Annotated in this window: 22 protein-coding genes and 1 pseudogene; 8 read left to right on the top strand and 15 right to left on the bottom strand. The window is 63.8% G+C overall.

All coding sequences use genetic code 11. The features are described from left to right. Positions 1-2973 precede the first annotated feature (2973 nt). Positions 2974-4313 (bottom strand): annotated as a pseudogene (locus tag WMF31_RS00905) (IS3 family transposase); the annotation flags it as partial. Positions 4314-4798: 485 nt separating this feature from the next. On the opposite strand from WMF31_RS00905, the gene WMF31_RS00900 reads away from it, so the two are divergent. From WMF31_RS00900 to tnpC, 4 genes are all read left to right on the top strand, one after another. Further along, positions 4799-5788, top strand: coding sequence for a DUF2806 domain-containing protein (locus WMF31_RS00900; RefSeq protein ID WP_436600138.1), 990 nt, complete (start codon positions 4799-4801; stop codon positions 5786-5788). 479 nt (positions 5789-6267) lie between these two features. Then, positions 6268-6609: an IS66 family insertion sequence element accessory protein TnpA gene (tnpA, locus tag WMF31_RS00895; RefSeq protein ID WP_436600137.1), complete on the top strand. Its 342-nt coding sequence runs from the start codon at positions 6268-6270 to the stop codon at positions 6607-6609. Continuing rightward, the gene (gene tnpB, locus WMF31_RS00890) at positions 6606-6977 is read left to right on the top strand and encodes an IS66 family insertion sequence element accessory protein TnpB (RefSeq protein WP_436600136.1); all 372 of its coding nucleotides are present in this window, start codon (positions 6606-6608) and stop codon (positions 6975-6977) included. The genes tnpA and tnpB overlap by 4 nt, the downstream gene beginning before the upstream one ends. 120 nt (positions 6978-7097) lie before the next feature. Beyond that, complete coding sequence (tnpC, locus tag WMF31_RS00885; RefSeq protein ID WP_436600135.1) at positions 7098-8702, top strand: IS66 family transposase; 1605 nt, start codon at positions 7098-7100, stop codon at positions 8700-8702. 1062 nt (positions 8703-9764) lie between these two features. Here tnpC and WMF31_RS00880 read toward each other — a convergent pair. Further along, positions 9765-10799: a hypothetical protein gene (locus WMF31_RS00880; protein ID WP_436600134.1), complete on the bottom strand. Its 1035-nt coding sequence runs from the start codon at positions 10797-10799 to the stop codon at positions 9765-9767. After that, complete coding sequence (locus WMF31_RS00875; RefSeq protein ID WP_436600133.1) at positions 10784-11203, bottom strand: hypothetical protein; 420 nt, start codon at positions 11201-11203, stop codon at positions 10784-10786. Before WMF31_RS00875 ends, WMF31_RS00880 begins: the two co-directional genes overlap by 16 nt. 1006 nt (positions 11204-12209) lie before the next feature. Between WMF31_RS00875 and WMF31_RS00870 the strand changes: the two genes are divergently transcribed. The 4 genes from WMF31_RS00870 to WMF31_RS00855 all read left to right on the top strand — a co-directional run bounded on the left by WMF31_RS00870 (position 12210) and on the right by WMF31_RS00855 (position 17505). Then, positions 12210-13043 carry a transposase gene (locus WMF31_RS00870; protein ID WP_436600132.1) on the top strand — a complete coding sequence of 278 codons (834 nt, stop codon included), beginning with the start codon at positions 12210-12212 and terminating at the stop codon, positions 13041-13043. 315 nt (positions 13044-13358) lie between these two features. After that, the gene (locus WMF31_RS00865; protein ID WP_436600131.1) at positions 13359-14393 is read left to right on the top strand and encodes a hypothetical protein; all 1035 of its coding nucleotides are present in this window, start codon (positions 13359-13361) and stop codon (positions 14391-14393) included. Positions 14394-14715: 322 nt separating this feature from the next. After that, positions 14716-15885 (top strand): IS4 family transposase, encoded by a 1170-nt coding sequence (locus tag WMF31_RS00860; RefSeq protein WP_436606500.1) that lies wholly within the window; start codon positions 14716-14718, stop codon positions 15883-15885. A 546-nt stretch (positions 15886-16431) separates the two neighbouring features. Continuing rightward, the gene (locus WMF31_RS00855) at positions 16432-17505 is read left to right on the top strand and encodes a DUF4062 domain-containing protein (RefSeq protein ID WP_436600130.1); all 1074 of its coding nucleotides are present in this window, start codon (positions 16432-16434) and stop codon (positions 17503-17505) included. A gap of 248 nt (positions 17506-17753) precedes the next feature. Here the strand turns inward: WMF31_RS00855 and WMF31_RS00850 are convergent, their stop codons facing one another. From WMF31_RS00850 to WMF31_RS00795, 12 genes are all read right to left on the bottom strand, one after another. Next, positions 17754-18290, bottom strand: coding sequence for a hypothetical protein (locus WMF31_RS00850; protein ID WP_436600129.1), 537 nt, complete (start codon positions 18288-18290; stop codon positions 17754-17756). Further along, complete coding sequence (locus WMF31_RS00845) at positions 18287-18853, bottom strand: sigma-70 family RNA polymerase sigma factor (protein ID WP_436600128.1); 567 nt, start codon at positions 18851-18853, stop codon at positions 18287-18289. The genes WMF31_RS00850 and WMF31_RS00845 overlap by 4 nt, the downstream gene beginning before the upstream one ends. Before the next feature lie 292 nt (positions 18854-19145). Further along, the gene (locus WMF31_RS00840; RefSeq protein WP_436600127.1) at positions 19146-19580 is read right to left on the bottom strand and encodes a DUF6573 family protein; all 435 of its coding nucleotides are present in this window, start codon (positions 19578-19580) and stop codon (positions 19146-19148) included. A gap of 11 nt (positions 19581-19591) precedes the next feature. Continuing rightward, complete coding sequence (locus WMF31_RS00835) at positions 19592-20230, bottom strand: hypothetical protein (protein WP_436600126.1); 639 nt, start codon at positions 20228-20230, stop codon at positions 19592-19594. A gap of 76 nt (positions 20231-20306) precedes the next feature. Beyond that, positions 20307-21041: a hypothetical protein gene (locus WMF31_RS00830; RefSeq protein WP_436600125.1), complete on the bottom strand. Its 735-nt coding sequence runs from the start codon at positions 21039-21041 to the stop codon at positions 20307-20309. A 110-nt stretch (positions 21042-21151) separates the two neighbouring features. Further along, the gene (locus WMF31_RS00825) at positions 21152-21574 is read right to left on the bottom strand and encodes a hypothetical protein (RefSeq protein ID WP_436600124.1); all 423 of its coding nucleotides are present in this window, start codon (positions 21572-21574) and stop codon (positions 21152-21154) included. Positions 21575-21791: 217 nt separating this feature from the next. After that, positions 21792-22367 (bottom strand): hypothetical protein, encoded by a 576-nt coding sequence (locus WMF31_RS00820; protein ID WP_436600123.1) that lies wholly within the window; start codon positions 22365-22367, stop codon positions 21792-21794. Further along, a complete protein-coding gene (locus tag WMF31_RS00815; RefSeq protein WP_436600122.1) occupies positions 22364-23218 on the bottom strand; it encodes a tyrosine-type recombinase/integrase in 855 nt (284 codons plus the stop codon). The genes WMF31_RS00820 and WMF31_RS00815 overlap by 4 nt, the downstream gene beginning before the upstream one ends. A 4-nt stretch (positions 23219-23222) precedes the next feature. After that, positions 23223-24392 carry an IS4 family transposase gene (locus WMF31_RS00810; RefSeq protein ID WP_436606500.1) on the bottom strand — a complete coding sequence of 390 codons (1170 nt, stop codon included), beginning with the start codon at positions 24390-24392 and terminating at the stop codon, positions 23223-23225. Positions 24393-24478: 86 nt separating this feature from the next. Continuing rightward, positions 24479-24796 (bottom strand): hypothetical protein, encoded by a 318-nt coding sequence (locus WMF31_RS00805; RefSeq protein ID WP_436600121.1) that lies wholly within the window; start codon positions 24794-24796, stop codon positions 24479-24481. A gap of 99 nt (positions 24797-24895) precedes the next feature. Beyond that, on the bottom strand, positions 24896-25120 hold the full coding sequence (locus tag WMF31_RS00800) for a helix-turn-helix domain-containing protein (RefSeq protein ID WP_436600120.1): 225 nt from the start codon (positions 25118-25120) through the stop codon (positions 24896-24898). Positions 25121-25122: 2 nt separating this feature from the next. Then, positions 25123-25536, bottom strand: coding sequence for a single-stranded DNA-binding protein (locus tag WMF31_RS00795; RefSeq protein WP_436600119.1), 414 nt, complete (start codon positions 25534-25536; stop codon positions 25123-25125). Positions 25537-25540 lie beyond the last annotated feature (4 nt).

The raw sequence follows: 25540 nt of genomic DNA, 5'->3' as shown, positions 1-25540 counted from the left end.
TGGCCGAGGCGCAGCCCGGCGATCCGGCCATCCTCGGCCGGCGAGGCGCCGGTGAACGCCGGGGCGACTCGCTGCGACGATCGGGGTTTACCTGGCAGGGCTCGTATTAAACCCGCTGGGCGCCCGTCGATGCTGTAGCGAGTCGACTCAGAAAAGGTGTGCCCCCCGCGCCAACGCGACATACCCAGCCGCGATCGGGATCGTACGCCATGGCACCTCCGATGGCCACCGGCGGCGCGTCACGCAGGCTCGGCAGCGCATCAAGGATCGCCTCGCCCCCCGGACGCCATCGGAATGACCATCTGCTCAATTCAGACGGTTTCTCCGGGTGCTCCTGACACTCGATGATGCGTCCTTGGCCATGCCAGCACCACTCCAGCAGCCGCTTTGGGACATACAAATCACCAACGTGCGAGAGCCACTCATGCAAACCCGATCTTGCGCTCATCGCACCAAGAAACACTTTGGACGATGTGGTCCACTCATTGGAGAGCTGCCTCAGAAGAAGCTCATCAAAGCGGGAAAGCAAAATATTAGAACCAATCTGCCTAGGGAACCATCCGGCGTGATAGCAACCGAGATTCGCTAGCTGCGGATGGAGCGAGCTGGCAGAAGCGCAAAATCTAGACAGGGCAACAGGCGAACGGCGACACCACATTTTCCAGACCGTGGCGACAAGCGCAGTTTCAAGCGATGAGCACCGAGCCACAGGTGGCCTTTGTCGCAGAGCGTCCGCAACATCAAAAATAATATCTTCGGTTGGATCATACCCCCGCGTGGGCGCCACAGCGATGTCTGGTCCAAGAGCGATCGCGAACACTGGACGCTTTCGCTCAATGCAAGAAGCACAGATCCGGCCGAAGCTCAGTAACCCGCGGAGCGTCGGTGGAAGCACTACGCAGAGGGGAGGACCATCTGAACGAGCTAGCTCCTCGTTGAGCTTTGCAGATGGCTGTGCTCCCCAATACTGCTTCCGTACGGCACGATGCCGCCTCGGGGCCGCGCTCGATGGACCGAGCAGCAAATTGTCGTCTTCGACCACGACGGGAGATACGTACCCCCTGAGAGCTGACTGAGCAATTCCGCCTATGGCAACATAAACTGCGCCATTTGCTGCGTCATCTATCATCGGAATCCACACGATCTACATTTGCAAGCGGGCGGGTATGCCAAATCACGGAGGCAGGCATCGTAGCAGCTCTTGCATGGGCTACTGCCGAACACATCGCATCCCGGGTACCCCTTGATGCACCTTCCGCCGATGTCTTCACAGTCATCGAACATGTCTTGGCATGTTTTGCTTGGCGAGCAGGACCCTGCCATCTCAAGCTGTGCGCTGCCCACTTCTTCGTCTTCCGGCTCGTCATCCGCGCCGTTGCTTGGAAAATCTCCCGCCCCTACGGATTCTGTCGGAATCTCATCATCCCCACCTCCTGGCGCCACCGTGTTGCAGGTGTAGGACAGGTCGCACGCCGACGCGAGCACCGCGACGACCCCGCCGCATAGCACGAGTGCGCCCACCTTCGCGTTCAACCCACCTTCCATGTCTTCCTCCCGGTCCGCATGAGCGCACCGAGATCTCCCAGCGGAGAGGCGGCGTCAACAGGTGACCTGGACTACCTTACGTCCATGCGGTCCTTGCACATGGGAGCCGGAGCGCGACCGCGACCGGCCGCGTGAGTGATCGAGGCGCGCAGCAGCGAGTTCGGCGGCATCTCGTCTACTCGCTGGCTCGCTACGTCCGCAGCGGATCGACCGGTGACTCTGGCCCGGGTTACAGGCAGCCCGCCGGGTTCAGCACGCCGTGTGACCTCCGTGTGCCCCGACGTCAGGGCACGAGACGCCACGAGAGGGCACGAGAGGGCACGGGAGGAATCGAGCCCTCGATGGCCTCTGACACCGCTCCGACGCGTCCGACGCGGCGTCTGCCGTGTCTCTCGCGCATGCTGGTCATCGGTTCAGATCCGGGTTCGATTCCCGGCGCCTCCACTCAGAAGACACGGCGAGAGCCGTGTCTTTTTTTGGCGTGTGACCTGCGTGTGACCTGACAAAGTTCGGCGGGGATGGTTTGCCGCCTAGCTGGATGTGGGCGAGACCACCAGGGACGGGCGCTGCGGGGGACGAGAGGGTACGGGAGGGCACGGCGCTCCACGACGGGCGACCAGCTGACACCAGGCCGGCGGGGCCACCCCCGGGTCCGAGTTGCGATGCCCGGACCAGCAGCGACGCTGGACCAGCAACCGCGGCCAGGCTAGCGGCACCGAGCGGATGGGCGTCATGTTATTCCGTCCACAACGGACCAGACACCGAACTGGCCGCCAAGATCGCCCGTCAGACCTCTGCGCCAGGTATCATGGCCGCATGTTACGCCGCACATCCCTACACGGACTCGGCCCTGGCCTCGCCCTCTTCCTGATCGGGTGCGGCGGGACCGGGGAAGACACGACTTCCTCAGACACACAAGCCAGAGTAGCCATTGCTTGTGGCGCCGTCACGTGCGACCAGATCTGCTGCCCCCTATCGGAGAGTTGCGCCGAAGAGGTAGACACATGCCTGGACCCAACAAACGGTCACGGCGTCTACATGAAGTGCGATGGACCAGAGGATTGTTCCGATGGCGAGACATGTTGCATCGGTGTCGGTGCCGCATTCTTCGGTAGCGCCGAGTGTACAGCAGCATCCGAGTGTTCCGAGTCATTCCAGCAGATCGCGTGTCACGGTGGAGGGGACTGCCCTACTGGAACGATCTGCCAACCAGCAGCGAGCGCGGCGGAGAATGCCAACAGGTTTGAGACAGGCCGGACGAGAATCCTATGAGGGCATGGCGCTGAGGAGCGCGTTCCGGCTCTGGGCAGCGTCCGGTCGGGGCGGCTGCGGCACGGCGGTGTGCGTGACGCCAGATTCGGGCGCGGCGCGGGTGGTGGCCGTGTGCGTCGGCGCCGCGGCCTCGGAGGCGGCGTCGTCGACGGACAGCGGGTTGATGACTACCGAAGCGGGCGGCCTGCGCACGACGGGCGGCCCGTTTGGGAAGCGTTCCGGATGCGCGGCGTAGGCCGTGTCCAGGGCGACCTGGCGCCGAGCCGCGACATCTTCGACTCGGCCATAGAATACATCAGCAGGTGTGAAGAGCGCAAGTCCAGAATGCTGATGAAGGTCGTTATCCCAGGTGAAGAACTCCTGGCACCACGCTCGTGCGTGAGCCAGCGAGGCAAAGCGGTCCGGATAGTCGGGCTGGTACTTGAGCGTCTTGAACTGCGACTCGGAGAAGGCGTTGTCGTCGCTGACGTGAGGCCTGCTGAAGCTACGAACGACGCCGAGCGAGCCGAGGAGCTGGGCGAGCCCCTCCGACCTCATCGCGGAGCCGCGGTCGGCGTGCACCGTGAGCGAGCCGGGCTCGACGTCGTGGCGGGCGACGGTCTCCGCGAACAGGTGCTCGGCGAGCTCTGCGCTCTCGCGCTCGGCGAGCAGCCAGCCGACGGTCATGCGACTGAACAGGTCGAGGACGACGTACAGGCAGTAGAAGACCCCGGGCAGCGGCCCGCGCAGCTTGGTGATGTCCCACGTCCAGATCTGGTTGGGAGCCGTGGCGGTGAGCGTCGGCTTGGCATGCTTCATCGGCCCACGCTGCGCGCGTCGCTCGCCGCTCTCGCCGGACGCCGCGAGCAGGCGGTACATCGTGCGGATGGAGGCGAGATAGACGCCGCGCGACAGCAGCGTCGCATAGACCTCTGGCGGGGGCTGGTCGACGAACTCCTCGCTGTGCAGCACGTCGAGCACGGCTTGCCGTTCGGGGTCGCTGAGCCGGCGTGGGCTCGGAGCGGGCCCGGTCAGCGCGGGCGGCTTCGCGGGCTGGGTCTGCCGGTAAAGCGTGGCGCGGCTGACGCCGAGCGCCGCACACGCCTGGGCGATGGGGACGTGCGGGTCATCGAGCTCCTCGATGACGTCCATCAGCGCTCTTCGTCGGTCGTGAGATTGACACCCAGAATGGCAGAGACTTTTTTTTGGAGGTCGATGAGCTTCTCAGCGAGCGCGAGCTTCTCCTCGAGCCGCGCCGAGCGCTTCTCAAGCTCGGCGATGCGCCGGTCCTTCGCGTCGTGCTTCGGCTTGCGGCCGGGCTTGCGCCCCGCGAGAGCCTCGCTGCCGTGAAGGGCGAGCTGCTTGCGCCACGCCGCCAGGAGGGAGCTGTAGATGCCCTCGCGGCGCAGCAGCGCCTCGATGTCCCCGCGCTCGGTGCACGCGGCCGCCGCGCGAACGATGCGCAGCTTCTCAGCCGCCGAGAACTTCCGCCTCTTGCCCGGCTTCGGCAGGGTCTCGACGGCGACGCCACTCGGGCGGGGAGCAGCGCCCTGCGCCGCTGGGGCGGGGGTAGGATCGACGGATCGGAGATGGGAAGGCTTCGGCACGGGTCAGGTCCATTCTCCGCCCTCTCACCACAGATTTCCAGGGGGAGCCTGTCTCACCCGACGTTGGCACAGAGGGGCGGATATCTTCGTGCCGACACTACTCAGCTGCCAGTAACGGCCATGGCTTGGATACTCGAGACGACTCCCTGTGAGGCGGGCGGCGCCCATGCCAGCAAGGTCGCGCAAGACCGCGCGGCGGGCGCCCTCCCTGCCGGAGGCAGAGGCACCGGAGGCAGCCCCGTCTCGACACGGGACGGTATCTCCGCTGGCCTTACAGATCGAGGGAGCTATGGGGGTAGCTGACGTGGAAGCGAGAGCCAGAGAGATGCCTCCCTCCACCTGTGCGAAGCCCACCTTTCCAGCAGAATCTATCTTTAAACTTCGGGAGCAAACCCATGGTTGACACAGAACAAATAACCACACTCGCCACAGGCGTTGGAAGTAGCATACCGTACGTAGCCAGCATACCAATTATCAAGCGATTCATCGAGGCAGTCGAAAAGGGCATCGGAGCCGTCGCCGCGCCATGGCAGATGAAGCGGCTAGCCCAAGCCGAGCAGGACATTAAGCTTATTCAGGCACGCGGCGAATCCAGCCTTCGCGCGCTACAGCTCAAAGGCAACCAAGAGCTGGAAGAGCTCAAAGCATCACTATCACCCAAAGCCCACGCCGCTTCGATCTGCACGCCCGATAACGAGGAAGAAATCCCTGTCACCATTGGAGAAATATTGGAAACAGACGTCGTTCCAGCACGCCCCCTAGCAACCAGATCGGAGGCAAGGCTCAGATATCAGGAAGCAAAACGACAACTCAACATCGAGCGTGTTGTCAACATAGCGTTCAGTGAGCTACCACCCGAAGGGCAGGACGAGGCCGTTGACGACGACTGGATCGCGCGATTCTTTGAGTGGGTAAAGGATATTTCCAACGAAGACATGCAGAAAATCTGGGGAAAGCTGCTCGCCGGTGAGGTAGCGAGACCAAGGCGGTTCTCACTACGAACCCTCGACATCCTCAGAAATCTGTCCACCGACGAAGCGAACCTATTCAAGTCCGTCACAGGGTGCATAGAATCAAATGCGAAAGTGATTCTATTTGGTCATTCCACCACCAGCATGGCCCAGGGCCTCGATAGGCTATGCGAAGCTAGGATCTTACATGCACATGGCATGTGGTCGCTCGACGCTGGACGGCGGTACCGAATGTTATATGGCAACAGGGAACTATACCTTAGGCTCAAGGGGCCAGGCATGATGGATCACTACGCACTAACCTCCACAGGAATCGAATTATTACAACTCATTCCCTTCGTTGAAAGACCGGACTACGTAGACGCCTTGATTAATGATCTCAAGCGTGCGGGATACGAAGTATCCGACAAATGAACACGCCGCCTTCACCCAAGCTCAGCATGAATCACGCGTGGCTGCGGCAGGCATGCCTGCGGCAGGCTTGCCCCTGCGTACACCCACAGCGGAACGACCCAGGAGCCGCTCGCCGGGAACACGGCGGCCGGGTGGCCCTCCCCCGGCGGGAGGCATCCCTGCCGGAGGCACGGGAGCAGCATGCCCCGTCTTGACACGGGACGGTATCTCCGCTGGCCTCGCAGAGAGGGATGGCCATGGGAGTAGCTGGAGCGGCAGCGAGGACCAGAGAGATGCGTCCGAGAGATGCGTCCGGAGGCCCGCGCGATGCCGGCGTAGCGCCCAACGTACGAATAGATTTTCCGCGAGTTCACCTTTATTCTGAAGCCCCTCGAACGAAGGGCTACACACACGATCCGCCGCCCCATTGTATGCGTTCGGCGGTCCCCATACTGTCTTCGAGCCTCCGGGCTGCGTAGAAAACCGCACCGGAGGTATCGATGGACGAGAGCACACGCACCTGGCGCGACCGTGTGGCGCGCTGGCACAAGAGCGGGCACTCCGCCCGCGTGTTCGCAGAGCAGGAGGGGGTCAACGCCGGCACGCTCTACTCCTGGAGCCGCCGGCTGGGCATGAAGCGGAGCGAGCACCGGCAGCGCTCGGAGGGGGCGACGCTGCCGGCGCTGCTGCCCGTGGTGGTCGCCCCGGCAGGAGCTACGGCGCCCTCGTCGAGCGCACCGCTGGAGATCGTCTTGCCGGACGGTGCGGTCGTCCGTGTCCCGCCGTCGTTCGACGAGGCCACGCTGGCGCGCGTCGTTCGTGCGCTCGGGGGTGCGCGATGATCCCGGGCCGTGTCTCGATCTACGTTGCCACCGAGCCGCTCGACCTGCGCCGGTCGTTCGATGGCCTTGCCGCCGTCGTGCGCGAGGTGCTGCGGCAGGATCCCCTCTCCGGCGCGCTGTTCCTCTTCTTCAACCGGGCAGCCGACCGCTGCAAGGCCCTGTGGTGGGACCGCAGCGGGTATTGCCTGCTTTACAAAAGGCTAGAGCGCGGAACGTTCCGAGTCCCGCGCGCGATCACACCGGGCGGCACGAGCGTCGTCATCGACGCCGCCGAGCTCGCGAAGATCCTTGAAGGCATCGCGCTTTCGCCCTCGAAGCTGCGGCGAGAGGTCCGGCTCGCCGAGGCTGCACCGCCTCCAGCGCCCTGATCCTACCCGAGAGCTCTGCATGCTTCCGGGGTGCATCGATAGCTGCATTCCCGTGAGAGGTAGTAATTTTCCTCAACAATCCTCTTCAAAAAACATGAGCTCACGAGTACTTACGGCGCCGTGAGCAAGCCGCTCGAGGAGCAGATTCGTGAGCTCAAGGACAAGCTTGCGCGCGCTTCCCACGAACGGGACGAGTACCGCAAGCTCTACGAGCTCGCCAGCATCGAGCTGGAGCGGCTTCGCCGGCACATCTTCGGCCAGAAGGCCGAGCACGTCGACCCAGCGCAGATGCAGCTCGCCTTCGACGCGATCGTGCAGATGCTCGCGGGCGCCGGTGCGCAGCCGGACGCGGGCGCGACCAGCTCGCCGGACGGCCATGATGGCGCGGCGCCGAACGGCTCCTCCGGAGGCGGGGACAAGAAGCGCCAGGCCCGCCCGCACGGGCGGCAGCGCCTGCCCGAGCATCTGCCTGTCGAGCGGATCGAGCTGTTGCCGCCGGAGGCGCAGGATGAACGCGCAACCACGCTTGTCCGTATCGGCGAGGAGGTGTCGGAGACGCTGGAGTGGCGGCCCGCGAGCTTCGTGCGGCTGCAGATCGTGAGGCCGAAGTTCGCGGTCAAGGGTGAGCCCGAGCAAGGTATCACGATTGCGGACGTCCCCGACAGCCCCATCCCGCGCAGCCTCGCCGGTCCGGGGTTGCTCGCGCACGTGCTGGTGAGCAAGTACGCGGATCACTTGCCGCTCAACCGGCTGGAGAAGATGTTCGAGCGCTGGGGCGTTCACCTGTCGCGCTCGACGCTGTGCGGCTGGGTCGAGTCGTGCGCCGACCAGCTCGCGATCCTCGTCGGGGCGATGGCCAAGGACGCCCTGAATGCGCACTGCATCGCCATCGACGCCACCGGCGTGCTCGTGCAAGCAAAGGAGAAGTGCCGGCGGGGCCACTTCTGGGTCCTGGTGGCGGACCGGGATCACGTCCTGTTCCGGTTCACGCCCCATCACAACCAGGATGGCCCCAAAGAGTTCCTTCGCGGCTACAAGGGCTATGTTCAGGCCGACGCCTCGAGCGTCTACGAGCAGCTCTTCCGCACCGAAAAGGTGACCGAGGTCGGTTGCTGGGCCCATTGCCGGCGGAAGTTCTTCGAGGCGATGACCTCCGACCGAGACCGCGCGACGGTAGCCATCGGCTTCATCCGCAAGCTCTACGCGATCGACAAGGCGACCAAGAAGCTGTCTCCGAACCGTCGAACCGAGCAGCGCCGGACGGATGCCGAGCCCGTGCTCGTGGCCTTCCGCGCCTGGCTTGAGACAGAGGACCTGCTCGTCCTGCCGAGGAGCCCCATCGCCGGCGCCATCGGCTACGCGCTCAACCAATGGGTCGCACTCACTCGCTTCCTCGAGGATGGTCAGCTCCGCCTGGACAACAACCGGAGCGAGCTCGAGCTCCGCCGTGAAGCCGTGGGCAGGAAGAACTGGCTCTTCGTGGGCAGCCAGGACGGCGCCGAGTGGAACACCACCATCGTGTCGCTCATCGCCTCCTGTGCGCTGCACGGCATCGAGCCCTGGGCTTACTTGCGCGATGTGCTGATCCTGCTGCCAACCTGGCCTCACGAGCGGGTCATCGAGCTCGCTCCCAAGTCCTGGAAGCAGACCCTCGAGAACGCTGACACTCGGCAACGGCTCGCGGCCAGTCCGTGGTCTCGGGCGCCGGCCGCAGCCCCGAGCTGATCGCTGCTCGGCCTCGCCATCCGCTGCCGCGGGCACGGACGCACCGTTGCCGGCCGCCAGACTCGCGGCTCGCCGGCGTTGACGCGCTGGTGCCGCCTCTTCGGCCCTCGCTCGGCCGGCGCGTGGCCGCCGGCGCCGCGTCGACGACTCGGGCTCGGCAGAGGCATCGGCGGCACGCGGCTTCGCCGCCGTGCGGCTGCGGGCGACCTGCACTCGGGCGGCGATGTCGGCGTCGACCGCCGCGTCCCCCGCTCGCTGCTGCGCCCAGCCTCCCTTCGTCGCAGGCCGCTCTTGCTCTGGCATCGCGTCGCGAATCTACGGCGGCGGCACGCACCTCGCGAGGATGGGGTCTACAGAACGGATACTCACTTTCTGCGCCGAGAACTTGTCCCGCTGCCGCTCGCGGTACCGGGCCTGGCGAGCGGCATGGAGGCGGCGAGCGCGAAGCCGGGTCCGATAGGCGGCGCCGGCGCGGCGGAGCGACTCACGACGCCGGAGCGGGCGGCAGTCGAGGCAGAGGCGCTGGCCGCGATCGCAGCGACGGCAGAGGCGAAGCTGGACGCGGCAGCAGGCGCAGAGGGCGAGGCGGTAGGCGGACGAAGGCAACGAGCTCCATGCGCCGATTTCTGGACCTGGAGCCCGGCTTGTGATGAGGGTGGGGGACTCCGACAAGGCGGAGCTCCAGAAGGCCCGAGGGTGGCAGCCCTCGGGCCTTCGACTTTTCGGCGGGCCCAACGTCTACGCTGCGGAGGCGAGCGGGGCCCAGATCGGCGCAGGTGGTGCGGGCGGTGAACGGTGAACGCTGGCGATCACGCGGCCGCGGTCTTCACCGATCGGACGCGGGACGCGATGATCACCGACAGCCCAAGCCTGACACGGGGGAGGACCAGCCAGCAGAGCCTTCCTCGGCGCCGCCCCAAGAGCCGGCCACCCGGCGCTTTTCGGTACGGCGGCGCTGGCCGAGGCGCAGCCCGGCGATCCGGCCATCCTCGGCCGGCGAGGCGCCGGTGAACGCCGGGGCGACTCGCTGCGACGATCGGGGTTTACCTGGCAGGGCTCGTATTAAACCCGCTGGGCGCCCGTCGATGCTGTAGCGAGTCGACTCAGAAAAGGTGTGCCCCCCGCGCCAACGCGACATACCCAGCCGCGATCGGGATCGTACGCCATGGCACCTCCGATGGCCACCGGCGGCGCGTCACGCAGGCTCGGCAGCGCATCAAGGATCGCCTCGCCCCCCGGACGCCATCGGAATGACCATCTGCTCAATTCAGACGGTTTCTCCGGGTGCTCCTGACACTCGACGATGCTTCCGTGAGCATGGCGGGCCCACTCCAAGAGACGCCTGGACACGTAGAGATCACCGATATGCGAAAGCCAGGCGTGCAGACCAGACCTGGCCTTCATCCCGCTGGCGAACATCTTGGCAGCCGTGATCCATTCGCTAGAGAGTTGCCTCAAAAGCAGCTCATCAAAACGCGACAGCAGCAACCCTTGGCCAGTTTGCCTAGGAAAGTGGCCAGCGTGGTAGCGCCCGAGGCTTGCGAGCAATGCGTGGAGCGTGCCACCGGAGGCGCAGAAACTGGACAGGGCAACAGGCGAGCGGCGACACCATAGCTTCCAGAGTGTAGCCGCGAGCGCCGTCTCGATGTCCGAGCATCGAATCGCGGACGGCTTCCGTCGCAGGGCTTCGGAGACATCGATGGTGGACTCTTCCGCCGGATCGAGCCCCTGCGGCGCTGATCCTGCCGCATCCGGCCGGAGAGTCATGGCGAACACTCGCCGGCCTCTCGCAGCGAGAGAAGCGCAGATTCGGCAGAAGCTCAACAGCCCGCCGAGGGTCGGCGGAAGCACCACGCAGAGGGGAACGCCGCCAGAACGAGCGAGCTCTTCGTCGAGCTCCGCAGACGGCTGTGCTCCCCAGTACCGAGCGCGCAGGACACGATGACGCTTCGGATCCGCGCTCGACGGACCGAGGAGCAGATCGTCTTCCTCAACCACGACCGGAGATACCACTTTCACGAGCTCGGAGCCAGCAACTCCTCCTATGGCAACATAGATCATATCCCGAATCGCCTTGGTCATCATCGAAAACCACACGAATAGCAGTTACACGCTGGCGGATATGGCTTGTCGACGAGGCAGGCAGCCAGACAAGTCCTGCATGGCGTGCGGCCATATTTGTCGCACCCAGGGTATCCGACGGTGCACTTGCCGCCAATGTCCTGGCAATCTGCGAAGAAATCGTAGCAGTCCTTGCTTGGCGAGCAGGACCCCGCCATCTCAAGCTGTACGCTCGCCACTTCCTCGCCTCCACCTCCATCTTCTTCGCCGTTGTTCGGGAAATCTCCCGCCCCTACGGATTCCGTGGGAATCTCATAATCCTCGCCTCCCGACACCACCGTGTCGCAGGTGTAGGACAGGTCGCACGCCGGCGCGAGCACCGCGACGACCCCGCCGCATAGCACGAGTGCGCCCACCTTCGCGTTCAACCCACCTTCCATGTCTTCCTCCCGGTCCGCATGAGCGCACCGAGATCTCCCAGCGGAGAGGCGGCGTCAACAGGTGACTTGGACTACCTTACGTCCATGCGGTCCTTGCACATGGGAGCCGGAGCGCGACCGCGACCGGCCGCGTGAGTGATCGAGGCGCGCAGCAGCGAGTTCGGCGGCATCTCGTCTACCCGCTGGCTCGCTACGTCCGCAGCGGATCGACCGGTGACTCTGGCCCGGGTTACAGGCAGCCCGCCGGGTTCAGCACGCCGTGTGACCTCCGTGTGCCCCGACGTCAGGGCACGAGACGCCACGAGAGGGCACGAGAGGGCACGGGAGGAATCGAGCCCTCGATGGCCTCTGACACCGCTCCGACGCGTCCGACGCGGCGTCTGCCGTATCTCTCGCGCATGCTGGTCATCGGTTCAGATCCGGGTTCGATTCCCGGCGCCTCCACTCAGAAGACACGGTGAGAGCCGTGTCTTCTTGCTTTTGTGTGACCTGCGTGTGACCTGACAAAGTTCGGCGGGGGTGGTTTGCCGCGCCGCCGGATGTGGGCGGGACCACCGGGAGCGGGCGCAGCGGGGGACGAGAGGGTACAAGGCTCCACGAGGCTCCACGACGGGCGAGCGGCTGACACCAGGCCGGCGGGGCCAAGCTCGGGTCCGAGTCTGCGACGCCCGGACCCCGCCAGTGGCCGATCCAGCGAACGCGACGGCGCGGATGTAGGTGCAGGTGAGCCCCCCCCCTGCCCGGCCGGCCGCCTCTGCCCTGGCTGCGGCCCCCTGCCTGCCGCAGGCAGAGCATGCCCCGTCTTGACACGGGACGGTATCTCCGCTCGCCTTACAGATCGAGGTGGCAATGGGGGTAGCTGGGACAGCGGCGAGGACCGGAGAGATACCTCGGAGCGCCTGTGCCAAGCAGAGCGTGTCCAACGTCCACCTCGCAAAGTACTCGGAGAGCGATGGCTAATATACGCCTTCCCGTAGCAGTTTGCTCAGTGGTTGGAGAGGTCTTGGTGGGGTCTCACGCAACTCTGGACGCTCTATTCCTAGCGGCCGGCGCGCCGGGCCCGCCGCCTGCTCTTTCTCACAGTGCGAAGTGGAAAACCTGGCTACTTCAGGCAGGGAATGACCCGAACGTCGATAGCCTAGCGGTATTAGGCAACGTCATTGAAGAATTCATGGACCTCGGCCCAGACGAGTCGACGACTGAATTCGAATCTTGGTCGAGAAAACGCCAGCGCCTCGTAAAAGTACTGGAGGAGCACGGCTTCCGGTACTATCGCGGAGGCCGAGTTCTGCCTGCTGGGGAGCTGGCTCCCCCCATCGTTTCGGAATCGGCAAACAAGAAAAACGATCCCGCGGAGCCCCGAAAACCAACGTCAGTCCATGAACTTATCCTAACTCTCGTTCGCGGCCTACCGAGAGCGATGCACCCGCTCACTCACCGACGCAAGGGCGCAGCCTCTCTCTCATTCCAATCCGAATACGATATTCAGGATCTCCTCCACGCCCTTCTTCGTCCCTGGGTCGCCGACATTCGACCAGAAGAGTTCACTCCGAGCTATGCAGGCTCAAGCACCCGCATGGATTTCCTGCTACCCGCCTACAAGCTCGTCCTTGAGCTAAAGCTAATTCGCGATCACACCCACGGCCGTAAAGTTGGAAATGAACTCATTATCGATATCGAGCACTATCGCCGCCACCCAGAGTGCGACACGCTTTGGTGCATAGTATATGACCCCAACAACTTTATTCCGAACCCCCAGGGCCTCGCAGGCGACCTCGAAGGCAAACGGTCGACAACGGATGGGGCTATAGAAGTTCGCGTTCTGATACTGGCTCCCTGAGCAGCCGAACCGCATGGCGAAGTTATCTGCCCGCGTACCCGCCACACGACCCAGACGTCAGCACCTGCTCCTGCGGAAGGCACACTACCGGAGGCAGCTCCTCTTGACACGGGACGGCATCTCCGCTGGCCTCGCGGAGGGGCACGGCGATGGGAGTAGCTGGACGGGCGGCGAGGACCAGAGAGGTACCTGCGAGCGCTTGCTCGAAGTGGCGCATGGCCGCGGTATCCTCCTGCGCCTTGCGCCTGTGGGAGATCTGCTCACGCGGACTTCTCGGCGGTTACCGGTTCGCAGCTAATATATCGGAGCCAAATCATGACCGACGATGCCATAACTATCCGATTCAATTCAGAGAAGTCACACAGCTTCCTGCGCTATATTTCACCGAAACCGCATCGGCGAGTCGTTCACGAACTTGCAGTCGCGCTAATGAACCAGTATTTTAACGCCAGCCTATCGCGACGCCAGTGGCTAAAACAGCCTCGTCAGCCAGCAGCATGGCACTTTGACAACCATTCACGCAAGTCAAAACCCATCGACATCAACATCATCGAAAGCCTCCTTGAGACAGGCACATTTGATTTCAATGCATTAGACATCTTTGATCCCCGCTGCAACTGGCTGGACTCTTCTATTCACATCAAAGCTAGAGTTCATCTTCCCGGAAGCGACGGCAAATCCGTAGTTTTCCGGATTCCAACGAATCTTGGTTCATCGTTCCCATATGTGCCACATCTAGATCGCGAAGGCCACGCACTTAACTCTCTACAGATCATGTCCCAGAAGCGCATTCTGGAGCTCCACTCGATTGTCGTCAGCGAGAGCCACAGCTATGATCAGCTCTCATGGTTCCAAAACCTAAGATCATACATATGCGAATGCGTATCGCTGATCGACATGACTCTCCATCAGATATACTACAAGGCGCGATACTCTCCGCTGCCCGGATGGACATTCAATAAAAACAAGCTTGGTCCACGGTTTGGTCGCCGACTGAGCGACAAAATTGCCTGGATCTACAAAATCACTTCGAAGCACCTAGGCGCCGAGGACGAGCTGAAGGAATTCTATATCCTTAAAGACCTGCGCAACCATCTGCAGCACTTCGACCCACCATGTATCTGCTACACACTCGAAGACGTTGCTCACTGGCTCAACGGCATACATTCGGTGGCTGCTCTGGCTTGGAAAATTCGAAAGTGCATCGGCTCTCCTCTATCAGTACCACTCATCGAGATGTTGCTAACACCAGTGGTTGAGTTTGTGCCAAGTGACACCAGTCTGCCACGGATACCACAACCTTCGAATGTCGGCTATGCGAGCACACGGCCTCGCGATGTAAACCAATAACAACAGTCCGGCCACCCACCGGTCAGAGCAGGTCCACGAGGGGCGCGCAACTCCTGACAGATCCCCTCATTTTATACGGCAAATTCGTCGATTCCCGCGCCGCTGGCCCACCGCTTCCACCGGGCACCAATGTGGGGCAATCGTTTACATGGACCCACGAAACTCAGGTGTTTCGGGTGAGCCGACGACGAACACGTGAGAATCTGCAGTCGCTGGCCGGAATAGTATCAGTATGAGGCAATCGGCGGGCGTCGACGCGTGCACGGAAGGCAAGGCGACGGGGAACTTGACGACGACGCGCTCGGAGGAGCGGTCGCATTCGATGAGGGCTCGCAGGCAACTCGAGCGCGTAGGGCTCAGCGCGAGTAGCATCGAGCGGTTCCTTCACACCGCTGTGAAAGTCGACCTGCACGTCAAGACCGTGCTGTCCTTGTCGCTGGCAACCCTGGGCGTTCTGCACTCCGTCTCCCTTTGCATTCACGTGATCGGGCGAGGGATGGCGTGGGCAAGAGACGGTAGCCCCAAGCACGCGACCAAACAAGTTGATCGCCTGTTGAGTAACAACAATGTGTCCCCATGGCTTCTGTTCGACGCTTGGGTTCGCTTCGTGGTGGGGCCGCGAGAGGAGATGCTGGTCGCTCTCGACTGGACGGAATTTGATGTCGATGACCACGCCACGCTGGCGTTGTACTTGATCACTCGTCACGGGCGAGCAACGCCGCTTATTTGGAAGACGGTCAAGAAGTCGTCGTTGGCTGGCAAGCGCAACGCCTATGAAGACGAGGTGATTGAGCGGCTGCACGAGATCCTTCCGAAAGCAACTCGAGTAACGCTCCTCGCGGACCGGGGCTTCGGCGACCAGGAGCGGTACGCACATCTCGCCAATCTGGGCTGGGACTACATCATTCGGTTCCGCGAGTGCATCATCGTCACCGATGCTTATGACACCGCGCGTCCTGCAGGCGAGTGGCTCGCATCTACCGGACGGGCAAAGATGCTGAAGAACGTCCGGGTCACGCAGGACAAGACGGCCATCGCGGCGGTCGTGCTCGTTCACGACAAGCGGATGAAGGAGCCCTGGTGCCTCGCAACCAGCCGTGCCGACCTGACGGCGAGCCAGGTGGTCAAGCTCTACGGCCGTCGCTTCTGCATCGAGGAGACGTTCCGCGACGTCAAGAACGTTCATTTTGGCATGGGTCTCTCCGCCACACATATTGGCGACACTGCCCGACGCGACCGACTCCTGCTTATAGCTGCCTTTGCGCACGTGCTCCTGACGCTCCTTGGGGAGGCAGGAGAACGGGCCGGCCTCGATCGACTCCTGAAGACCAATACCGTGAAACATCGAACCTTGTCGCTCTATAACCAGGGGTGCTACTGGTACACGGCCATTCCCAACATGCGGGAAGAGCGGCTTGTTCAACTCATGACAGCGTATGGCGAGGTGCTCCGTGAGCACGCCGTGACCCGTGAAATTCTTGGGACTATATGAGGGGATGCATCAGGCGCAACTCAACCTCTCCGTGGGGGGGGACGGCGCACGTTCCCGGTGGGCGACGCGAGCCAGCGGGTCTGTGGCGGAAACCTGCCCCCCTCCGACGCTACGCGACCGGCACGCTGGTACCGTCGATCCCGACGACCCCGCCGCCATCGCGGCCGCCGCTGTCGGTGAGCCCGTCGCTGTCCTCTTGCTGTCCGTCGCGCCCGGCTTCGTGCTGGAGCTCGTCTACGATGCCTGCGGCAGGCTTGACCCTCCACGTAGTACACCCACAGCGGAACGCCCCAGGAGCCGCTCGCCGGGCAGCACGGCCGGCCGGGCGCCATCCCCCTGCGGGAGCAGCACGCCCCTCTTGACACGGGACGATATCTCCGCTGGTCTCGCAGACTGGAGTAGCTATCGAAGTAGCTGGAGCGGCAACGAGGACCAGAGAGATGTCTCCGATCGCGCGCGTTGAGCTATACACAACCTGCTGATACGGCTAGAAGTACAAACGGCGGGAATGCAGAATGATATAACAATCGGTCCCAGGATTCGCTGATGGCAAAGAAACTTCAAATTTTCGTGTCCTCCACATATCAGGATCTGATCGCGGAGCGCCAGGCCGCGGTGGAGGCCATACTTACGGCTGGACACATTCCTGCAGGCATGGAGCTCTTTACTGCGGGAGACGAATCACAGCTCGAGACAATCTATCGCTGGATCGACGAATCAGACATATTCATGCTGATTCTTGGTGGTCGCTATGGATCAATCGAGAAAAACAGCGGCAAGAGTTACACACAACTCGAATACGAGCACTCTCTAAGTAGCGGCAAGGCGACTTTTGCAGTCGTAATGCACGACGATGCCCTGGCAGCGAAGGTGAAGAGGGACGGCGCCAATGTACTGGAACTCGAGAACCGAGATAAGTTTGATGCGTTCAAGAGCACCGTCCTGAGCAAAATGTGCATGTTTTTTCACGATCATAAGGACATTCAAATTGCCTTCCATCGAACACTGGCACGCCTACTGAGAGAAAGAAACTTTCCTGGATGGATAAGTGGAACCGAAATTGCTAATATAGAGTCCATTAGCGCAGAAGTTGCTAGACTCAGCAAGGAGAACAGCGATCTGCGATCCAGAGTCCAAACAGCAGAGAAACAGGCCGGCGAGACATCACGCTTCGGCGGACTCACGTTTGAACAACTTTGGACTACGCTTTCTTCTACCAACGTCGATATGCCCGAAGAAGTAAGCAGTGACCTGCGGCGCCTGGACTTACTTTCTTTATTTCATTACTATGGAAGCAGGCTCTCCGTAGGCGTCCGAAACAGTATCGACGCTAAACCCGTAGAATCATTTCTGTTTTATCGAGTGGCCGCAAATCTCGTCCATTTTGGACTAATGGAGGTCGAGAATGTTTCCGGGGCTCGACACCAACGCATTCGGACGACCAAAGCGGGCAATGACTTCCTGGCTCTTCTTGCTCATAAATTTGTCGATCTAAATAAGATGAAGGTCGGTGGCGAGCTTCAGAATTCAGCAATCGACGTTGCGGCAGAAGAATCAGCAAAGGTCCAAGCCGAGTTTATCCAGAACGATGCGCCGGGAAAGCCGACGCCCATGGGATAAGGCAAGAAGCGACCCCGACGTTCGTCCTAGCTTGGAGTGCAGCACAGCAGGCGATATTGCCGATGGGCGTCGTTGAGCGCCCTCGTCAGATCGTTCGATCGTTACGTGCACGCGCGCCGCCACCGTTTGAGCACAGCAGCGAGGCGATTCCGTCCAAGACGCATCCGAGAGCGCGGTCTCGATGGGCAGCCCGACGCTACGGGCGATCTCGCTCACCTGTTCGCGGTCGCTCGCCGACGAGGAGGCAGCTACCAGCGCCGTACGTAGGCGCGATCGAGCACGTCGAGCACCTTCAACGCGCCGAGCGCCTGCTGGAAGCGCTCCCAGTCGCGCGGCTTGCGCTGGCGCTTCGGGGCAGCGCGGACGCCGAGGTCGAGCACGGCGCGCCACAGCGCCTGCGGGTCCCACGGCCGCACCCCGGGGAGCCCGTCGAGCACGCCGGTCTCGTCGGCGATGCTGGACAGGTCCTCCTCGGCGAGGCGCAGCACGTGGGGAGCCCGGTCGGTGGGGCTCAGGCCGAGCGCCCGCGCCTCGATGGCCCGCAACGTCTCGCCAGGCGAGCGGTGCTCCGCCCTGGCGACGAGGGCGACGAGCTCCTCCAGCCGGTAGTCCCCACGCGACGGCAGCGGCACGGACTCCGAGCCGCGCGTGAGCCAGTGCGGGCTCCCGTCGAGCCAGCCGGTCGCCCGGAGGTAGGCGTGCACGTCCTCGCGGGACACCTCGCCCGTGATGGCCGGCCCGGGCAGCCGGAGGCGATGCCGCCGCTTCATGGCGCGGGCCTTCATCGGCGCCACCTCCTGAGCCGCAGGGCCAGCGCCTTGCGGGCGATGCGGAGCCGGGACGCTGCCGTGCTGGGGTTCATCCCGCGCCGCTTGGCGTACTGGACGAGCGATTCCGGGTCATCCAAGGCGAGCAGGATCTCGCGCTGCCACGCCTTCAGGTCGACCAGCACCTCCAGCATGTCGCGGGCCAGGACCTGCGCTTCGAGGCTCGGCCCCAGTATGTCGCGGCGTAACCCGAGCGGCTCCGGGTGGATGACGGCATGGCGCACGTACGCGCTCAGGACGTAGTGCGACGCGTTCCGCCAAGCGACGCCGCGGAGCCAGATGCGGAGCGCCACGCGCGGATCCAGGCTCGGATCCGGCCGGTACATGCCGCGCTGCACCGACCGCCAGGCGCCAAGGAGCACCTGCTGCGCCACGTCGGCGCGGTCGCGCCGCGGCACACCGCTCGCGATGAGCGTCGCGACGATGAGCCCGTGCTCGGCGATGATCGCCTCGATGCTCGGGAAGGCCGGGGGATGTTGCGCGGCGGGCGGGCGCTTGGCCCCCCTCCGCGGCTTGCTCACCCCGCCCTCCCGCGTTCAGCCGGGCCGGCGGGCGCCTTGGAGCAGTCTGGATCAGCGGGCGACCAGGGGCGAGCGATGGACGGATCGATTCCTTGGCCCCTCGTGGGACCTCGAGATACAAGGATCATTTGTCGGACCTCGTTTGCGCGGGGTTCGGCCACGCAGCCCGGGCGACGGCAATCGCCGCGGGCTGCACTTCATTTGGTGCCTTGTAACAGGCGTGTTCAGGGAGGCACAACTCACGCCAATCTGCTGCGCAGCTTTCTGCGAAGCAGTGGAGACGGCGAGTGCGTCAGTCCTCGTCAGGGAGCATGATGGTGATGACCGGTTCGCCGTCGTCGCCGGGCCCGCAGATGGCCTTGAGCTCCACGAGGGAAGGCCTGATGGACTCGGTGATCACGCGGAGCTGGAAACGGAGCTCGCTTGCCTCCATCGCTCGGAGGGCGAAGCACCGGAACATCCACAGAATGTCCCAGAGGCGCCCGTCCTCGCTGCCGGCTGCCCGGATCGCGGCCGGCGTCAGCTTCACGTAGCGCTCCCAGACGGAGCTCGTCACGGCGACGGGGATCCTCACGCCGAGCTCTCGTGCCATCTTGGAGACGTCGATGAGCACGCCGTCCTCGATGGCCTCCTTGCGGGTGTACGTGTGGATGACCTCCATCGTGATCTCGTCGTCGATCGCCGCCCGATGAGCCCGATCATCAGATTTTCCGTTGTTGCCCGCCATAGCTCCTCCCTTCAAGTAGCTTCTTGGCCCCACCGGCACCACACCAGGCCAAAGTCGATCACGCATCGAACACGGCGCGCGCCGTCCCTCGGCGGAACGCCCGATATCTCGTGCTGCACGATACGGATTGCCTGCCTCCCGTGCTCGTCGCGCTGCCCTCCGTCGAGCCCACAGATGAGCGCCGTCGTTTCGTCGGGGTAGCCTTGGGCTGTCACGTCGAGCGCCGTCCAGACGTGCTCGGGACCGCCGTACTCCGGACCACCACCCACGATCACCACATCGCCTTCATGCAGGGTCGGCAAACGCTCGCGGACATGAACGAGCGCCTGCGATGCCGCAGCGATCTCGACGAGATCCGCCACCGCTCGCCCGGTGCGGTAGGGCGCGCGCAGGATCGGGTGATGTACACCGAGGCGCCTCCACATCCCTCGAACGACGAGAGCGCAACCGGACATGGCGCCCATTTCCAGCGCCCGCTGGCGTCCCTCCCCCGCGGCGATCAGGTCCAGATAGCCGTCCTGGTTGCTCGTCACGCCGAGGCCGTCGAGGCTTCGCGCAAGCTCGATGCAACGGCGGCGCGCGGGAATCTCCTGGGAGCGACCTGCTGCGATACGCGCGCTCGTGAGTGCTTGACCGAATGCTGTTCGCATTAAAAACCTCCGACGCCGCTATCCCCGGGCCCGCGCTTTCCGCGGGACACCGAGGTTCAGCTGGCGCCGGAGGCCGTCAGATGCCGATCGCCTCGCGGATCTCGTCGGTCATCCAGGGAGCGCCGCGGAGGTACTCCACCGTCGCGCTCGACTTGTCGAAGCAGGCTTCGGGGAGCGCGCCCCTGCCCGCCTGCCCGCGGGCGACCTTCAGCACGATCGAGTGGAGCTTCGCGTCGTGACCCAGGGCGAACCGGCGCTTCGGGCCGAGCTCGGCGCCGCAGCCGCAGAGGCAGATGCCCGTCGCCGTGGTCATCGTCTCCTTGGCCCTCTTGGCCTTGGGCGCCTTCGCCGCCTTGGCCTTCTTCGCCTTCTTGCCGCCCTCGGCCTCGCTGCCCTCCGTGTGCCCCTCGGAGGCCGTCTCGTGGCTCTCGGCAGCCGTCTCCGGGGTCCCCTCGCCTGCCTGGGCCTCGCTGCCCTCGGCGGGCTCCTCGGGCGCCTTCTCGGTGTCGTTCGCGGCCTCGACGGCCGGCGCGATCTCGGGCTCCTGCGCGGCCGGCGTGACCTCAGACGGCTGGGAGAGCGGCGCGACTTCGGTGACGGCGCTCTGCGGGGCCTCCTCCTGCGCAACCTTCTTCCTCGCCTTGATCCGGTAGACATTGTTCGTCAGCGTCAGCACGCCGTTCTTGACCAGGTTGTTCGCGGCTCGCACGTCGAGCCCACGGCTCTTGAGCTGCACCATCTCGACGGCTCCGTGCTTGGCGACGAACTCATAAACAGCCTGCTGCGGCCCGGTGAGAATCATCTTGTCCATGTCGTCCTCCTGTCCTGAAACCTTCATGCGACGTGCCAGTGTCTCTGACGCCTTGAGCCCCGGGCCCGCGCGCTCCGCGGGACACCGGGGCTAGGTGGCGACAGAAGTCGTCAGAGGCCGATCGCCTTGCGGATCTCGGCGGTCATCCAGGGCGCGCCCCGGAGATACGCGACCGTTGCGCTCGTCGCGGGAAGCGTGCTCTTGGCAGCCTGCCCGCGGGCGACCTTCAGCACGCTCGAGTACAGCTTCGCGTCGTGCCCCTGCGCGAACCGCCGCTTCGCGGCGAGCTCGGCACCGCAGCCGCAGAGGCAGCCGCCCGTGGCCTCCGTGACCTCCTCCTTGGCCTCGGGAGCCTTCTTCTCGGCATCGCGATAGGACTTGCCGTCCCACGCCAGCAGGCCGCACGCGACGAGGCTGTTTGCAAACCGCACCTCAATGCCAACGCTCTTCAGGCGAGCCCGCGTGACAGCGCCGCTCTTCACCACGAAGTCGTAAGCCCGGCGCTCTTTCCTGCTCAGCATCTCCACGTCCATCGTCGTCCTCCTGCCCTAAAACTTTCACTCGACGTGCCAAGTCTTCATGAGCACCGTCGGCGGGCAGGCCACGTCACCGAAGCCGATTTCAAGGATCGATGATTATGACAACGGTGTCATGTATCGACACCAACCGTGTTTTCGAGAGACGCTTGCGAAGCCGCGGAGGCGCCTCCGGAAATATTATGACAGTCGTGTCATATATCTGGCAGACACGTCATATTGCGCGCCTCCGGAACGTATAGGCTCCCCTGCGCACACGGAGCTCGGCGCCGGACTCGGTGGCTCCGCCGGCCAGGTGAGCAAGGGCGCTCCGCAGCGCATCCGCCGCGTCCCTGTGACTCCCCTCGGGCGACGCCAGCTCCCGTCGCGCTCGCTCGACGGCGAGGAGAGCGCGCCTCTGCCGGGCCAGTGCAGCCACCCGCAGGACCGCTCTCGTCGCGTCCCCCTCGGGGTCGTGGTCGCGCAGCAGGCCGCGCAGGTAGCCGATCACCTCGCCGTGCACCAGCTCGTCGGCCACGACGCCGGTTCCCAGGGCAGCGGCGATCGCCCGATGCAGCGGCTCGCCGAAGTCCTCGGGCTGCAGGAGGGGATCGAGCTCGTTCGCCACGAGGCAGGCCACGAGCGCTTCCCTCTCCGCCTCCAGGTCTACAGGCGGCCTCGCGTCGAGCTCCCTCTGCCAGCGCGCGATCCGCTGGACGGCGAGCACGGCCCCGAAGGCGGCGAGGACGTCATCGACGGTCCGCTTGAGCTCCGCTACCGCCCACACGAGCTCCCCCCTCGTCAGCCTCACGACACCATGCGTTCCTTGATCATCGCCACCGGCGTGTCGAGCAGCGTCACGGCGTCACGCCGGATGTCCGGTGAAAGGTGACTGTAACGAAGCGTCATTTCCATGCTGCTGTGGCCGAGCAGCTCCTGGATCGCCTTGATGGCAACCCCCTTCATCGCGAGATGGCTGGCGAACGTGTGTCGGAGCACGTGCCAGCCGATCCGGCGCAGCCCCGCCCGATGGCACGCACGCCAGAGCGGACGCCTGCACTCGCCACGGGTGAGCATGTGCCCCCCGCGGCCCGGGAAGACGAGGCCTCCCGCGAACCTGGAGGGCAGCTCCTTGAGCACCGCGACGGTCTCCGGGGACAGCGGCAGCTCCCTCCCCTTCCCGCTCTTCGGCGTGCCCACGATGCCCCGCGCAACCGCCCGGCGCACGTTGAGCCGCCCGGTCACCAGATCCACGTCGTCCCAGCGGAGCGCGAGCAGCTCGCCGTGACGCAGCCCGGTCCGAAGGGCGAGCAGGAGCATGGGTCGCCACTCCTTCTCGGCCGCATCGAGGAGCCGCGCAGCCTCGTCGAACGTCAGGAAGTCGAACTCGGGCAGCGGGGTCGGGAGCCAGCGCATCGAGGGGACCGTCGCGAGCCGCCCCCACTCCTTCGCGACGGTGAAAACCCGGTGCAGGACCGTGAGCTGGTTATTGATCGTCTTCGGAGCTAGCCCCGCCGAGACCTGCTTCGCCTTGAACTTCTCGAACTGCTGCGGCCCGATGGCGTCGAGACGGAACTCGCCGAAGAAGGGGACCAGGTGCTTGTAGATGATCGTCTTCTTGGTCTCGACCTCCGAGGGCTTGTTGTTCGTGACCTGATGCATCCCCTCATATAGTCCCAAGAATTTCACGGGTCACGGCGTGCTCACGGAGCACCTCGCCATACGCTGTCATGAGTTGAACAAGCCGCTCTTCCCGCATGTTGGGAATGGCCGTGTACCAGTAGCACCCCTGGTTATAGAGCGACAAGGTTCGATGTTTCACGGTATTGGTCTTCAGGAGTCGATCGAGGCCGGCCCGTTCTCCTGCCTCCCCAAGGAGCGTCAGGAGCACGTGCGCAAAGGCAGCTATAAGCAGGAGTCGGTCGCGTCGGGCAGTGTCGCCAATATGTGTGGCGGAGAGACCCATGCCAAAATGAACGTTCTTGACGTCGCGGAACGTCTCCTCGATGCAGAAGCGACGGCCGTAGAGCTTGACCACCTGGCTCGCCGTCAGGTCGGCACGGCTGGTTGCGAGGCACCAGGGCTCCTTCATCCGCTTGTCGTGAACGAGCACGACCGCCGCGATGGCCGTCTTGTCCTGCGTGACCCGGACGTTCTTCAGCATCTTTGCCCGTCCGGTAGATGCGAGCCACTCGCCTGCAGGACGCGCGGTGTCATAAGCATCGGTGACGATGATGCACTCGCGGAACCGAATGATGTAGTCCCAGCCCAGATTGGCGAGATGTGCGTACCGCTCCTGGTCGCCGAAGCCCCGGTCCGCGAGGAGCGTTACTCGAGTTGCTTTCGGAAGGATCTCGTGCAGCCGCTCAATCACCTCGTCTTCATAGGCGTTGCGCTTGCCAGCCAACGACGACTTCTTGACCGTCTTCCAAATAAGCGGCGTTGCTCGCCCGTGACGAGTGATCAAGTACAACGCCAGCGTGGCGTGGTCATCGACATCAAATTCCGTCCAGTCGAGAGCGACCAGCATCTCCTCTCGCGGCCCCACCACGAAGCGAACCCAAGCGTCGAACAGAAGCCATGGGGACACATTGTTGTTACTCAACAGGCGATCAACTTGTTTGGTCGCGTGCTTGGGGCTACCGTCTCTTGCCCACGCCATCCCTCGCCCGATCACGTGAATGCAAAGGGAGACGGAGTGCAGAACGCCCAGGGTTGCCAGCGACAAGGACAGCACGGTCTTGACGTGCAGGTCGACTTTCACAGCGGTGTGAAGGAACCGCTCGATGCTACTCGCGCTGAGCCCTACGCGCTCGAGTTGCCTGCGAGCCCTCATCGAATGCGACCGCTCCTCCGAGCGCGTCGTCGTCAAGTTCCCCGTCGCCTTGCCTTCCGTGCACGCGTCGACGCCCGCCGATTGCCTCATACTGATACTATTCCGGCCAGCGACTGCAGATTCTCACGTGTTCGTCGTCGGCTCACCCGAAACACCTGAGTTTCGTGGGTCCATGTAAACGATTGCCCCACATTGGTGCCCGGTGGAAGCGGTGGGCCAGCGGCGCGGGAATCGACGAATTTGCCGTATAAAATGAGGGGATCTGTCAGGTTCGTGACCGCGTAGGTCTCCACGAACTCCTTGGCGAACTCCTCGAACTTCGGGACGGTCACGCCGAGCTTCAGCGACACCTCGAGCCGGTTGCGCTCCTGCCGCTCCAGGGCGAGCGCCTCCGACTTGCTCACATTGCCTACCGTCTTCCGGATGCGGTTGCGCCTCCCGTTCCGCCAGATGACGATATCGATGACCCACGAGCATTTACGCCGACGTACTGTCATTCCGCATCACCTCTTCTGCCTCTGCTTCTTGTCTGCGGCGGCCCATTCCAACACAGCAGGACGGTAGATGCGAAGTATGCGCTTGAGTCTCTTGACACCAGGGATCACACCGTCCCGTATGAGCCCATACACGGTCTTCCTGCTGATGCGCAGATACGCCGCGAGCTCGTCAGGGGTGAAGAAGTCCTCGTCGGCGGTGGCTTCCGCCTCCGTGTTCGCCGGGGCACCCATGGTCAGAAGGGAATGTCGTCGGTGGAACCGAGGCCAGGTGAGCCCGACGGCTGGTAGTCGTCGCGCCCCTGCCCGCCGCCGCTCCTCTTGTCGAGCAACACGAGATTGGTGGCGACCACCTCCGTCTTGTAACGCTTGTTACCCTCGCGATCGTCGTAGCTCGACGTCTGGAGCCGTCCCTCCACGAGGATCTGCGAGCCCTTCCGAAGGATCGAGGCGAGCGCCTCGCCGCGCCGACCCCAGAGGGTAACCAAGTGCCAATCGGTCCGTTCCTTCTTCTCGCCCTCCCTGTCGAAGTAGGGCTCGGTCGTCGCCATGCGCAGGTTCAGCACGGCTTGCCCGGACTGCGTGTGCCGGAGGTCCGGATCGGCTCCGAGGTTCCCCGCAAGAATGACCCTGTTGATTCCGTACGCCATCGTC

The organism is Sorangium sp. So ce1036, from assembly GCF_051369805.1.
Taxonomy (GTDB): domain Bacteria; phylum Myxococcota_A; class Polyangia; order Polyangiales; family Polyangiaceae; genus Sorangium; species Sorangium cellulosum_F.
The sequence above is the reverse complement of the archived record's forward strand: the minus strand, read 5'-3'. Positions and strand labels throughout refer to the sequence as shown.